The sequence below is a fragment of the Bradyrhizobium sp. 153 genome, assembly GCF_023073835.1.
Lineage (GTDB): Bacteria > Pseudomonadota > Alphaproteobacteria > Rhizobiales > Xanthobacteraceae > Bradyrhizobium.
This window is the reverse complement of sequence record NZ_JADPKH010000120.1, coordinates 1-13,219: the sequence shown is the minus strand read 5'-3', so window position 1 is coordinate 13,219 and position 13,219 is coordinate 1. Positions and strand designations below refer to the sequence as shown.

Sequence of the window (13,219 nt, the reverse complement as noted above, 5' to 3'; positions counted from 1 at the left end):
TTGGCGGGTCTCGTAGGGTGGGCAAAGCGAAGCGTGCCCACCACTTCTACCCAGCGAAGCCAAATGGTGGGCACGGCGCAGGCGCGCCTTTGCCCACCCTACGGCGCCTCCCTCACCCTCTTAGAATCGCCAGCGCGAGCGCCTGCGCGCGCGGCACGATGCTGTCGAGCTCGAGATATTCCTCCGGCGTGTGCGCGAGCCCGCCGACCGGGCCAAGGCCGCAGATGGTCGGCGTGCCCACCGCGGCGGTGAAGCCGGAATCGGCGCAGCCGCCCGAGAACTCGCCCTGGAGCGTGGCAAGGCCAACCTCTCTGGCGGCGGCCCGATAGCCGTCAAACAGCGCTTTCGACTCCGCGCTCTGCACCACCGGCACGAACTCGCCCTTGATGGTCAGCGTCGCGCTGGTGCCTGGCACATAGGGCGTCGCGATGATCTGCTCGATCGCGGTCATCACCGTCGCGCGGTCTGCGGGATCGACATAGCGCAGATCGATCTGGCCTTCCGCGTAAGGCGCCGTGGTGTTGACGGATTGTCCGCCCGAGACCAAGCCGACGTTGAGCGTGATACCCTTGTCGAGATTGGTCAGCGCGTGGATCTGCACGATCTTGTGCGCGAGCTCGCCGATCGCGCTGACGCCGGCGGCGAAATTGGCGCCGGAATGGGCGGCTTTGCCGGTGATGGCGAAATGCATGAAGATGCCGCCCTTGCGCCCGGTGACGATATTCCCCGTGGGGCGGCCCGGCTCGGCGTTGAACACGGCGCGCGCGGCGCGTCCTTCGCGCTCGATCACCGGCCGCGAGGAGGGCGAGCCGATCTCCTCGTCCGAGGTGATCAGCAGCTTGATTGGATGCGGATTGCCGCCGAACTTGTGGAAGGCGGTCGCCACGAACACGTTCATGACGAGCCCGGACTTCATGTCGGCCACGCCGGGTCCATAGGCGCGGCCGTCCCTGATGGTGAACGGACGCCGTCCGGCCTCGCCCTTGCCGAACACGGTGTCGCGATGCCCCATCAACAGCACCGGCTTCTCGTTGCTGCCGGGCTTTGCGACTTCGGCATGGATCGCGTCGCCAAACGTGCCGTGGCTTTCGCGGCGGAACGGAATGCCAAGCTCGGAAAAATGCCGCTCGAACCGCGCACCGACCGCATCGACACCTTCCTTGTCGTAGGATCCGGAATCGATGTTCACGACATCGCGCAACAGATCGATCATCGCCTGCCGCTGCGACGCCAGCCAGTCCGTGATTTGAGCTTCCGACATGTTTATCCTCGTGTGGTTCTCGCGGAGTTATAGTGCTTGGCGCGCGGATGGCCTAGCCACGGGACGCGGTTCCGTCATGCGAAGGATGCTCTTGAGGTTCGTCATTGCGAGCGAAGCGAAGCAATCCAGAGTGTCGCCGCGGAGGGATTCTGGATTGCTTCACTGCGCTCGCAATGACGAGGTTGGCAGCCTGCGTCAAACAAAGTGCCCGGGACCGGCCCGGGCATCTACATTCTCGATCAGCGTGAGCGCCGCCTACGCCCCTACCATCGGCATGCGCGGATATTCGCCCGGGGTGCCTGCGGGCGGGATCGGGATGCCGCCGTCGGCGTATTCGTTGAGCTTGTTGCGCAGCGTGCGGATTGAGATTCCTAAGATGTTGGCGGCATGGGTGCGGTTGCCGAGGCAGTGCTTCAGCGTCTCCAGGATGAGGTCGCGCTCGACATCGGCGACGGTGCGGCCCACGAGCGCACGTGTCACCTGCTCGGCGGCCATTGTCGCATGCGCCACGGCCGGCGCGGTCCTGGCGAGGTCGAGGCGGTCACCATCCGGCGTGATGATTGCGTCGGCGCCGATCTCGTCGCCCTGCGCCATCAGCACCGCGCGATGCATGGTGTTTTCGAGCTCGCGGACGTTGCCCTGCCAGCGGTTGGTGGAGAGCACGCGGCGCGCCTCCGCCGAAATCGGGCGCAGCGGCACGCCGTTGGCCTCGGCATATTTCTTCACGAAGTGCTGGGCGAGCTCGAGGATGTCGGCGGGGCGCTCGCGCAGCGGCGGGATCTTCAAATTCACGACGTTGAGACGGAACAGCAGATCCTCGCGGAACGTGCCTTCGCGCACGGCCTCAGCCAAATTGCGGTTCGAGGTCGCGATGATGCGGATGTCGACGGCGACAGGCTTGGTGCCGCCGACGCGATCGATCACGCGCTCCTGGATGGCGCGCAGCAGCTTCGATTGCAAGCGGACGTCCATCTCCGAGATTTCGTCGAGCAGCAGCGTGCCCCCCGTCGCCTCCTCGAACTTGCCGATGCGGCGGGCGATCGCTCCGGTGAAGGCGCCCTTCTCGTGGCCGAACAGCTCGGATTCCAGCAGATGCTCAGGGATAGCGGCGCAGTTGATCGAGATGAACGGACGCTTGGCGCGGGCCGAGCGGGTGTGGACGTAACGGGCCAGCACTTCCTTGCCGGTGCCGGACTCGCCGGTGATCATCACCGAGGCGTCGGAGCCTGCGATCTGCTGGGCAAGCTTGATCACCTTGGCCATCGCCTCGTCGCGATAGACCAGCTCGCGGGAATCGTTGGCAACGGCACCCAACACCGCCGCGATCAGCTCCGGATCCGGCGGCAGCGGGATGTATTCCTTGGCGCCGGCATGGATCGCGGCGACCGCGGCGCGGGCGTCGTTGGTGATGCCGCAGGCGACGATCGGAGCGTGGATGTGCTCCGCCTCCAGCCGAATCACGAGGTCGCGGATGTCGAGCGCGACGTCGACCAGCAGGAGGTCGGCCCCCTTGCCGCTGCGCAGGACGCGCATCGCCTGCTCGTGATCCTCAGCATGGGTCACGGTGGCGCCGTTCTCCATCGCGATCTTGGTGGCCGTGGTGAGCTGGCCCTTCAAGGTGCCAACGATGAGAAGCCGCATGTCAGTCTCCTGTCCGTCTGGTCGCGCCGTTGCGCGTCATTGTCTTTATTTGTGCTAACCGCGTTCGGTCTTGATGATTTCGGTCATGGTCACGCCGAGCTTATCTTCGACCAGCACCACCTCGCCGCGGGCGACGAGCCGGTTGTTGACGTAGATGTCGATGGCCTCGCCGACGCGGCGGTCGAGCTCGAGCACGGTGCCGGGCCCGAGCTTCAAGAGCTCGCCGACGTCCATCTTGGAGCGGCCGAGCACGGCCGAGACCTGCACCGGCACGTCGAACACGGCTTCGAGGTCGGCAGCAACGCGCGAGGCATATTCGTCCTCGGTGTAGCCGACATCGGTACCGGTCGGCGGCATCGGGCCGTTGAGATCGGGCAGCGGGACCTGTCCGTCGGTGTCGCTCATGGCTTAATTCCCCCTGCGGGACGCGATGTAGCGTCCGACCATTTCGTCGATCTTGGCCGCGATGGCGCCGCGCTCCAGCACGACGCCGCCATCGGCCCATTCGATTCGGCAGTCGCCGGTGGCAATCTCCGGCTCAGCCAGGATCACCAGCCGGCCCTCGAAGCCGCTCTGCTTGGCGAGCCGCTCGATCTTGTCGCGCGCAGCGTCGTAGAGCGCGTCGTTGATGCGGACGACGAGATGCGGCGTCGCCACCAAATGCGAGAAGCAGTCCTTGACGAGTGCGACGATCTCGCCGAGCGGCTCGGCGGCGACCAGATCGGCGCACAGTTTGCGGGCCACCGCGAGCGCGACGTCGACAGCCTCGGTCTCCATCTTGGACTCGATGTTGCCGATCCCGGAGGCGATGCCCCGGATCGCGATGTTGATCTCCTCCATGGCCAGCGCAACGCGGCGGTCGCTCTCGGCCTTGGCCTCGCGCTGGCCGGCGGCAAAGCCGTCCTGATAGGCGCGTGCCTCGGCTTCCGCGATCTTCTGGGCGATCTCGGCCGCCGTCGCGGGTTTCTCGCGGCTCGAGCGTTCGGGTGCGGCGAAGTCGGTATCGAACAGGAATTTTGCCGGAGCGCCCATCAGTACACCAGCTCGTCGTCGGCGCGGTTCTTGGTCAGCATGATCTCGCCCTTGGCGGCGAGGTCCTTGGCGAGGTTGACGAGCAGCGCCTGCGCTTCGTCGACATCACGCAGACGCACGGGGCCCATCGCCGCCATGTCGTCCTGGAGCATCTTGGCCGCGCGCGATGACATGTTGCCGAAGAAGAAGCTGCGGACGTCCTCGTTGGCGCTCTTGAGCGCGACGCCGAGCTTGTCCTTGTCGACATTGCGCATCAGGGTCTGGGCCGAGCCGGAATCCAGCTTGACGAGGTCGTCGAAGGTGAACATCAGCGCCTTGATGCGCTCGGCCGATTCCCGGTTGTCCTCTTCCAGCGACGTGATGAAGCGGGTCTCGGTCTGGCGGTCGAAATTGTTGAAGATTTCCGCCATCACCTCGTGGGCGTCGCGGCGGCGGGTCTGCGACAGGTTGGACATGAACTCGGTGCGCAGCGTCTTCTCCACGCTCTCGATCACCTCCTTCTGCACCGCTTCCATCTTCAGCATGCGGTTGACGACGTCGAGCGCGAGTTCCTCGGGGAAGATGCCGAGCACACGGGCGGCGTGCTCCGGCTTCAGCTTCGACAGCACCACCGCGATGGTCTGCGGATATTCGTTCTTGAGATAGTTCGCGAGCACCTCTTCCTGCACGTTGGAGAGCTTTTCCCACATGTTGCGGCCGGCGGGGCCGCGGATCTCGTCCATGATGCCGTTGACGCGCTCCGGCGGCAGGTACTGCTGGAGCAGCCGCTCAGTGGCGTCGAAATTGCCCATCAGCGCGCCCGAGGCCGACATGCGCGAGACGAATTCGAGCAGCATGTCCTCGACGGTGTCGACCTCGACGGTGCCGAGCGTCGACATCTCCAGCGAGAGCTGGCGCACCTCGTCGTCGTCGAGCAGCGACCAGATCTTGCCGCCATATTGCTCGCCCAGCGCCAGCATCAGGATCGCGGCGCGCTTCGGTCCGGACAATTGCTCGGCCGGCCTGCCGTCCTTGGCACGGGTGTTGGCCCGCTGACCGAGCGTGGAGATCACGCTGGTGATGTCGTTGCTGTTGGCGTTTTGCAATGCGGCGGCCATGTCAGATCACTTTTTGATTCAGTTGGCTGGGGTTATTTCGCGGGTTCGGTCAGCCACTGGCGGATGATGGCGACGGTTTCGTTGGGATTGCGCTCGGCGAGCTCGCCGACGCGATGAACAGACTGGGCGTGGACCTGGCCCTGGATGGTGGCGACGTCGATCGCGCTTGCGGCGGCGTTCGGCAGGAGCGGCTGGCCGGCGGGCACGGCCTCTTCGGAGCCCGCCGGGCCGCTGAGCACGCCGGAGATTGCGGCAGCCATCTCGTCGGAGGCCAGGATGCGCTTGACCAGCGGGCGGATCACCAGGAACAGCACGACCAGGCCGAGCAGCATCATCACGCCGAGCTCGACGAAGTACATGACGTCGTCCTTGGTGAACTGGAGCATGCCGAGGAAGCCGCCAGGCTCGCCGATCGGCGCTGTAGAGGGGGCGTCGGCAAAGCGCAGATTGACGACCTCGACCTGGTCGCCGCGCTTCTGGTCAAAGCCGATCGCCGAGCGCACCAGCGCTGCGATGCGGTCGAGCTGCTCCTTGGTGCGGTCTTGATAGGCGAGCTCGCCTTTGTCGTTTTTGGAGTAGATGCCGTCGACCAGCACCGCGACCGAGATGCGGTTCACCCGGCCGGCCTCGGTCACTTCGGTCTTGGTGATGCGGGAGATCTCGTAATTGTTGGTCTCTTCGCTCTTCTTGCTCTGGTCCTTGGCCGCGACGCCGTTGTTCTGCTGGTTGCCGGGCAGCTCGTTGTTGACGGTGACCTGGCCGTTGTTGTCGGCGGTCATGCTCTGCTCTTCACGAGTCTGGCTCGAGCGCAGCACGCGGCCTTCGGGGTCGAATTTGTCCGAGGTCTGGGTGACCTTGTTGAAGTCGAAATCGGCGGAGAGCTGCACGCGGGCGCGTCCCGAGCCGACCACGGAGGAGACGATGTCCTCGACCTGCTTGCGCATCCGCTTCTCGAAGGCGATGCGGCGCTCGTCGCCGACCGCCTGCTCCGGATCGGTCGCGGCGCCGTCGGCGAGCAGCTGGCCGGCCTCGTCGACGATTGAGACCCGCTGCGGCTTCAGCCCGTTGACGGCGGAGGCGACGAGGTGGCGGATGGCGCGGATCTGCTGGGCTTCCAGTGAGCCGCGGACGCGGACCACGATCGAGGCCGACGGCTCTGGCGCCTCGCGCGCGAACAGCGGGCGCTCGGGCAACACGAGGTGGACGCGGGCGGCCTGGATGCGGTCAATGGCGCGGATGGTGCGGGCGAGCTCGCCCTCCAGGGCGCGAAGGTGATTGATGTTCTGGACGAAAGAGGTGGTGCCGAGCGCGTCCGACTTGTCGAACACCTCGTAGCCGACGCCGCCCCCCTTCGGCAGGCCGCCCTCGGCGAGCTTCATCCGCAGGCGCGTGACCTTGTCCTTGGGCACCATGATGATGGAGCCCTCGTTGCGGATCTCGAACGGGATACCCTGGCGTTCCAGGTCCTTGATGATGCCCGAGGAATCCTCGACGCTGAGGTCCGTGAACAGGGTCGTCATCTGCGGCGTGGTCACGCGCATGATGACGAACGCGAAAAAGCCGATGAGCGCGGCGGTGACCGCGATCATCGCCCCGAATCGGGCGGCTCCGATACTTTTCAAAAAGTCCGCAAGACCTTGCAAGCAACCGCCCCAACCAGCTTCGGCCGCTTTCACTGGAAAGGCCGAGTGGGCAATTATTGCCTAGGTGATGGTTTCGATATGGTTAACGACGGTTAAGAGGTCGGACAAAAGTTAACGTCATGAAAAAAATCGGCCTCGCGAGGCCGATTTTCGTCAAAAGCCGCAGGTTTCCGGATCGCTTACTGGCGATATTGCTGGATGCGGGTGGTGCGAAGACCCGCCAGACCGTGCTGGTCGATGGAAAACTGCCAGGAGAGGAATTCGTCGACCGTCAGGGTATAACGGCTACAGGCCTCCTCGAGGGAGAGAAGTCCGCCACGGACGGCGGCGACGACCTCGGCCTTGCGGCGGATGACCCAGCGTTTGGTGCCGGGTGCAGGCAGATCCGCGATCGTCAACGGACTGCCGTCCGGCCCGATGACGTATTTTACCCTCGGGCGATGGGGTTCTGTCATGGCGTACTCACAAACTCTCAACCACTGAACTCACGCCAGTAACCCTACGCGTCGCGGCTTAAAAATCCGCTAAGCCTAAGGCTTCAATACAATTCTCGTTGAAACTGGCTGGAACGCGCTCGTCTCCGCGGGCGGGACGGGGGCGTCCAGGCCGGTCAGGAGGCATTTCGTAAATGCTTTACTAACGAACGAGGCCTGAGCGCGGGGTTGGGAGGCCCCGAATTGTCGTCCCGGCGAAGGTCGCGACCCCAGCAGCTTGGCGAGGACTCCTGGGTGAGAAAAGTGGTGCTGCTACCAGGGCCTCATCGATGGATCACGCGGTAAGGTCTTGGCTTTCGCCGGAACGACACCGAGTGTGTAGCGGCACCTCTCTTAATTGCTGGCGGTGGCGATGATGCTCTTCACCTGGCTCAGGGTGTAGCTGGCGCCGTCGATGGTGAGCAGCGGCGGCGACTGGGTCAGGTCGACCGACGATACCGTGCCTTGCACCTGCGCGGCGATGCCGACAGTGTTGTTCGCTACATCCTTGCCCGTGGCCGAGATCGTGTACTTGCCGTCGGGCCATTGCGTGCCGTCATTGCCCATGCCGTTCCAGGTGAAGGGGATGTCGGTGCCGGCGGCGGCGGTATATTTGCCGGTGAACACGGTCTGACCGCTGGCATTTGCGACGGTGATGTCGACGGTCGAATCGGAGGGCACGTTGAGATGCCAGGTCGCCGACGAGTTCTTCATGGTCGCGGTCGAGCCGTCGACCAGGGCGGTCTTGCCGACGAAGCCCAGCGCCTGGGTTGCCTGCGTGGTCTGCTGGAGGGTGACGAGCTGGGCCAGCGAATCGTTGGTCTTGAGCTGCTGCTCGACGCCGGCGAACTGCACCAGCTGCTGAGTGAACTGGTTGGTGTCGAGCGGATCGAGCGGGTTCTGGTTCTGCAGCTGCGTCGTCAGCAGCGTCAGGAACGTCTGGAAATTGCCGGCGAGCGTCGCGCCGGTGGACGAGCCCAGGCTCGAGCTCGACGAGGACTTGGGGATGTCGGTCGTCCCGGAGACGACGGAAGGGGCGGTGGCGGCATTCGTGGTGGCCATGTCGAACACTCCTTACACTCTGATGTCGACGCCGCTGCTCGATCCGAGCATGCGGCCGTAGCTGCGCCCGACGGGCACGGCTGCAACGGTTTCGTCCTCACTGATGATCAGCCGGCGGGCATTGCCGCCATTGTCGTTGTCCTGGCCGGAGTTCTGGTTGGATGAATTCTGGTCGCGCAGGCTGAAGGACAACCCGTTGCTGCCGGTCTTGAAGCCGGCATCGTCGAGCGCGCGCTGCAGTTGCGGCGCGTCCTGACGCAGCATTTGCAGGGTCTCCGGCTTCTCCACGGTGAGATGCGAGGTGACCTGGCCGTTGCGGTCGACATTGATGCGGACGTCGATCCTGCCGAGATCGATCGGATCGAGGCTGATGTCGAACCGCGACTTGCCGGCGCGTATCGCGGCCGCGATCTCGATCGGGACGCCGCTGATCGGCACCGTCGTGTGGCTTGCCGCGCTCGCGGTGAGCGTCGCGGTCGATGCGGTCGCAGCCGAGGTGGTATTGGTCAGCGGCGCCTGCACGGCCGAGGTGGCTTGTGCGCTGGTATCCGTCGTGGCGACAGTTGGCTGCGGCCCCGCATGAGCGTGCGTGGCGGACGCGCCGGATGCCGCATCAGCGGTGCGCTCGGTGCCGGCTGCCTTGGCGTCAGCCGTTCCGTCATCTGCCTGCGCCCTGGCGGCCTGCGGAGGCGCGGCGGCGTCGAGGGTCGCTGCGCCCGCTGCTGGTGGCGTGGCGGCGTTTGCCTTGCCGGTGCCCTGGCCGATATTGGAGATGTCGGTCTGGGCTTGCGCCGTGGCCGCGGCCTTGAACGAGGTCTTCGGCGTGCCCTGGTCCACGGCGATCAGGCCGCCATTGGCTTTCGCATCGGTCGCGGTGGCTTCGCTCGTGCCGGTCGCGGTCTCGCCGAGCGTGGTCGTGGTGTCCGCATCGACCTTGGCGCTCGCGGTCTTGGCGCTCTTGTCGCCCGCGGTGGCACTGTCGGTCTTGGCGCCCTGGATCTGTGCTGCGGTGGAGGCGCTCGCGGCGAGGCCGGCGGCGGCGATGGTCAAGGGGGAGGCCGCGTTGGTGGCCTGGTTCGCAGCCGGATCGACTGGCACGACCGGGGCGGCAGCGACGACCGCGTTCGGATCGGGCACGGCGATCTGGCTCGCATCGGTCGTTGCGGCGGTAGTCGCGTCGACGGCGGCGGTAAGAGTGTCGGTGCCGTCGGTCTTGTTTCCCTTGGTCTCGTCGGACTTGTCCGCCGATTCGGCGTCGGAGGCCTCCGCCTTGTCCTTGGTCTTGCCGGCGTCCTTGGCCGGATCGGCCATCGTGTCGCTCGTCTTGTCGTTCTCGTCATCGGTCTTGGCGGGCGCCGACGCGTCGGCGCCATCACTCGCCCTGCTCTGCGAGGGCTCGTCCGCGGACGAGGTGTCGCGCGCATTTCTGTCCAAGGAGGGCGACGAAGCAGAGTCGCTCCGGCGCGGCACGGTGTCCTGCGCCTGCGAGCCTGTATTGTTGCTGATTGCCTGGGTGTTGCTGTCGACCAGCGAGCCGAAGGAATCGGCCGCGGACGCGTCTTTCGCGGCTTGCGACCGGGCAGGCTTCTGCTGCGCGCTTTGGACTTGCACGCTTGCCACGACATCTGATGTCCGACCAACCACAGGAGACCCCTTGGAAACTTCTATGGCATGAGGGTAGCAAGGAGCGGGCCAGGGTCCCTTCCTGGGTGTTTCGGCAATAAAATCAATACTTTGATGTCTTGGTGCGGCCGCCGATCGCCTGCCGCGACCCCGTCATTTCTGCCTCCCCGGCAAGAATTGCCCTCAGCTGGCCGCCCGCGTGATTGCTTCACCGGAATGCCGCCTATATTAAAGAGGTCACTCTCAGCCGCTTTCGACCGGGGGCCCTCGTGCCTTTCGGGAACTGAAGTTCCCGGGGATCGCCGATGTCCCGCGAGAAGCAAGAAATCGCGGATGCGCCGCGCGCTGCCGTCAGAACCTAAGGCCGATGCTCAACAGTCTGGATCTCGAAGGCCGTCCTGAGGATACCAGGGTCGTCGTTGCCATGTCGGGCGGCGTCGATTCCTCGACGACGGCTGCGCTGCTCAAGGCTGAGGGCTACGACGTGGTCGGCATCACGCTCCAGCTCTACGATCATGGTGCCGCGACCCATCGCAAGGGCGCCTGCTGCGCCGGCCAAGACATCCACGACGCCCGCGACGTCGCCGCCAAGCTCGGCATTCCCCATTACGTGCTCGACTACGAGGACCGTTTTCGCGAATCCGTCATCGACAACTTTGCCGACAGCTACGCGCTCGGTGAGACGCCGGTGCCGTGCATCGAGTGCAACCGCTCGGTCAAGTTCCGCGATCTCCTGAAGACCGCGCGCGAACTGGGCGCCACCGCGCTCGCCACCGGCCATTACGTCGCCTCGCGGCGCCTCAATGACGGCTCGCGCGCGCTGGTCTGCGCAGCCGACAGCGACCGCGACCAGAGCTATTTCCTGTTCGCGACCACGCGCGAGCAGCTCGGCTTCCTGCGCTTTCCGCTCGGCGACATGACCAAGCCGCAGACGCGTGAGCTCGCGCGCCGGTTTGGGCTCGCGGTCGCCGACAAGCACGACAGCCAGGACATCTGCTTCGTGCCGACCGGGCGCTACACCGACATCATCACCCGGCTGCGGCCGAACGCGATGGATCCCGGCGACATTGTCGATCTCGACGGACGCGTGCTCGGCCAGCACAACGGCATCGCCAATTTCACCGTCGGCCAGCGCCGCGGCCTCGGCATCGCGGCGACCGCGCCGCTGTTCGTGGTGCGGCTGGATGCCGCAAACCGCCGCGTCGTGGTCGGTCCGCGCGATGCCCTGAAGATGCACCGCATCGTGCTGCGCGACGTCAACTGGATCGGCGATGGCGACATCGACGGCGCGATCGGCGGCGGCCTCGAAATGTTCGTGCGCGTGCGCTCGACCCGGAGCCCCCAGCCGGCGTGGCTGCGCGGCGGCAATGGTCATTACGAGGTCGAGCTCGTCGCCGGCGAGGAGGGCGTCTCGCCGGGCCAGGCCTGCGTGTTCTACGACGCACCTGGCGGACAGGCGCGCGTGCTCGGCGGCGGTTTTATTCAGAGCGCCGCGGCGAAACTTGCGAGCAGCACGGCAAGGCCGCTTGCTGAGGCGGTCCGCGGCTGACGGATGACGATATCAAGCACAACCGGTTGGTCTGGGTTCACCTCTCCCCGGAGGGGAGAGGTCGGATTGCGGCTGGCGATGCCAAGCATCGTCCAGGGCAATCCGGGTGAGGGGCCGCGGCTGTGATTAAGACCGCAACCCCTCACCCGGATCGCATCTTCCGATGCGATTCGATCTCTCCCTATGGGAGTGGTGGACTGAGCCCGCGGCCTTCACCAATTCAACCAGGACTCTTTTCGCTTTAAGTATCCGGGGCAGGGGCATGGCAGCAGACATCTCGCGGGCCGGGGTCGAGAAGGCCTATGGCCGCTGGGCGCCGGTCTATGATCTCGTGTTCGGCAAGGTGTTCGACGCCGGACGGCAGTCGACTATCGCGGAGGCCGACCGCATCGGCGGCCGCATCCTCGACGTCGGCGTCGGCACCGGCCTGTCGCTCTCGGATTATGCGCGCACCACGAAAATCTGCGGCGTCGACATCTCCGAGCCGATGCTGCGCAAGGCGCAGGCGCGTGTGCGTGCGCTCAGGCTCTCCAACGTCGAAGTGCTCTCGGTGATGGACGCGAAGAATCTCGCCTTCCCCGAAAATTTCTTCGACGCGGTGGTTGCGCAATATGTCATCACCGCCGTGCCCGATCCGGAAGGCACGCTCGACGAATTCGTGCGTGTCTTGAAGCCCGGGGGCGAACTGATCCTCGTCAACCACATCGGCGCCGAGAGCGGCCCGCGAAAGCTGTTCGAACTCGCCTTCGCACCTGTCGCCCGCCGCCTCGGCTGGCGCCCGGAATTCCCGTGGGCCCGCCTCGTCAGCTGGGCCGCAAGGCACGGCGGCGTCACGCTTGCCGAGCGCCGCCCCATGCCGCCGATGGGCCATTTTTCGCTGATCCGCTACCGCAAATCGTGATCGTGCGGGCAGGGAACGGGGCGCGCGAGACGCGCGTTTCCTTCCCATGCGCACGACATCAAACATCATCCTAGCGGGCCTGCTGATCGCCGCCTCTGGCAGCGCGATCGCGCAGGCCCCGCCCGCCCCGGCGACGCCGCCACAACAGACCGCGCCGCCATCCCCGCAACATGCGGCCAATTGTACACCGCAGGACCGCCCGAACCGCCCGGCTGACGGCACGACCACGGGCCAGTCCCGGGAACCGCTCGGCGACAAGCTGGCCAAATCCGAGGGCGTGCTCTGCCCGCCCTCCGGCATTGACCCCGAGATGCATGCCCCAGCGCCCGACACCGGCGGCAACACCCCGGTGATCCCACCCCCCGGCAGCCCTGGCGGCGACCCGAACGTGAGGCCGAAATAGGCCGATTCTTCGCCTCTCCCCCGCCTGCGGGGAGAGGCTCGAATCCGCGCAGAAAGCGCGGGATTCCGGTTGAGGGGACTTCCGCGAGTCTGGTGCGTTAAGCCGGACAATTCCGGGGGCGAAATCGACCGCTTTTCCACCTCGAGCGCCTTGGCGCGCCGAAGCTTTTAGCAAACGCGGATTGACTTCCCGCCGCCCCCTTCCTTATATGCCGCGCGTTCGCGAGATCGGCATTATGCGCCGCCGCGATCCCTGTGGCGGGGTAGCTCAGCTGGTTAGAGCACGGGAATCATAATCCTGGGGTCGGGGGTTCGAGTCCCTCCCCCGCTACCAGATCCAGCGTACACATTTGATTTCCCAAGACTTGGTCGATCGATATTTCGACGCGAGGGATGTCTCATTGATACATCCGGAACGGTCGCTCATCAATGTCAAGCTAAAGCGGGATGGGGTTTGGTTGAATCGATTTGGGATTCCCAAATCAGTTCGTTTCTGATTCACCATGCTGGCTGGGCGGGAGGCCAGCATGGATGG

Annotated in this window: 12 protein-coding genes and 1 tRNA gene; 4 read left to right on the top strand and 9 right to left on the bottom strand. The window is 65.4% G+C overall.

Going from position 1 to position 13,219, the window contains the following annotated elements:
• Positions 1-112: 112 nt before the first annotated feature.
• The 9 genes from IVA91_RS27665 to IVA91_RS27625 all read right to left on the bottom strand — a co-directional run bounded on the left by IVA91_RS27665 (position 113) and on the right by IVA91_RS27625 (position 9,853).
• Positions 113-1,261, bottom strand: a complete 1,149-nt coding sequence (locus tag IVA91_RS27665; RefSeq protein ID WP_247280373.1) for a M20 family metallopeptidase — start codon at positions 1,259-1,261, stop codon at positions 113-115.
• 255 nt (positions 1,262-1,516) lie between these two features.
• Complete coding sequence (locus IVA91_RS27660; RefSeq protein ID WP_247280372.1) at positions 1,517-2,902, bottom strand: sigma-54 dependent transcriptional regulator; 1,386 nt, start codon at positions 2,900-2,902, stop codon at positions 1,517-1,519.
• Between the two features lie 54 nt (positions 2,903-2,956).
• A complete protein-coding gene (gene fliN / locus IVA91_RS27655; RefSeq protein WP_247280371.1) occupies positions 2,957-3,307 on the bottom strand; it encodes a flagellar motor switch protein FliN in 351 nt (116 codons plus the stop codon).
• Between the two features lie 3 nt (positions 3,308-3,310).
• On the bottom strand, positions 3,311-3,934 hold the full coding sequence (locus IVA91_RS27650; protein WP_247280370.1) for a FliH/SctL family protein: 624 nt from the start codon (positions 3,932-3,934) through the stop codon (positions 3,311-3,313).
• On the bottom strand, positions 3,934-5,031 hold the full coding sequence (fliG, locus tag IVA91_RS27645; protein ID WP_247280369.1) for a flagellar motor switch protein FliG: 1,098 nt from the start codon (positions 5,029-5,031) through the stop codon (positions 3,934-3,936). The genes IVA91_RS27650 and fliG overlap by 1 nt, the downstream gene beginning before the upstream one ends.
• Before the next feature lie 32 nt (positions 5,032-5,063).
• Positions 5,064-6,674, bottom strand: coding sequence for a flagellar basal-body MS-ring/collar protein FliF (gene fliF / locus IVA91_RS27640; RefSeq protein WP_247280368.1), 1,611 nt, complete (start codon positions 6,672-6,674; stop codon positions 5,064-5,066).
• Positions 6,675-6,853: 179 nt separating this feature from the next.
• Positions 6,854-7,129: a DUF1153 domain-containing protein gene (locus IVA91_RS27635; protein WP_002714638.1), complete on the bottom strand. Its 276-nt coding sequence runs from the start codon at positions 7,127-7,129 to the stop codon at positions 6,854-6,856.
• A gap of 372 nt (positions 7,130-7,501) precedes the next feature.
• A complete protein-coding gene (locus IVA91_RS27630) occupies positions 7,502-8,209 on the bottom strand; it encodes a flagellar hook capping FlgD N-terminal domain-containing protein (RefSeq protein ID WP_247280367.1) in 708 nt (235 codons plus the stop codon).
• A gap of 12 nt (positions 8,210-8,221) precedes the next feature.
• The gene (locus IVA91_RS27625) at positions 8,222-9,853 is read right to left on the bottom strand and encodes a flagellar hook-length control protein FliK (protein ID WP_247280366.1); all 1,632 of its coding nucleotides are present in this window, start codon (positions 9,851-9,853) and stop codon (positions 8,222-8,224) included.
• Between the two features lie 346 nt (positions 9,854-10,199).
• Here IVA91_RS27625 and mnmA point away from each other — a divergent pair, with 346 nt between their 5' ends.
• From mnmA to IVA91_RS27605, 4 genes are all read left to right on the top strand, one after another.
• Positions 10,200-11,381 carry a tRNA 2-thiouridine(34) synthase MnmA gene (mnmA, locus tag IVA91_RS27620; RefSeq protein ID WP_247280365.1) on the top strand — a complete coding sequence of 394 codons (1,182 nt, stop codon included), beginning with the start codon at positions 10,200-10,202 and terminating at the stop codon, positions 11,379-11,381.
• A gap of 262 nt (positions 11,382-11,643) precedes the next feature.
• The gene (locus IVA91_RS27615; RefSeq protein WP_247280364.1) at positions 11,644-12,282 is read left to right on the top strand and encodes a class I SAM-dependent methyltransferase; all 639 of its coding nucleotides are present in this window, start codon (positions 11,644-11,646) and stop codon (positions 12,280-12,282) included.
• Between the two features lie 46 nt (positions 12,283-12,328).
• The gene (locus IVA91_RS27610) at positions 12,329-12,685 is read left to right on the top strand and encodes a hypothetical protein (protein ID WP_247280363.1); all 357 of its coding nucleotides are present in this window, start codon (positions 12,329-12,331) and stop codon (positions 12,683-12,685) included.
• A 256-nt stretch (positions 12,686-12,941) separates the two neighbouring features.
• Positions 12,942-13,018 (top strand) — tRNA-Met (locus IVA91_RS27605).
• Positions 13,019-13,219 lie beyond the last annotated feature (201 nt).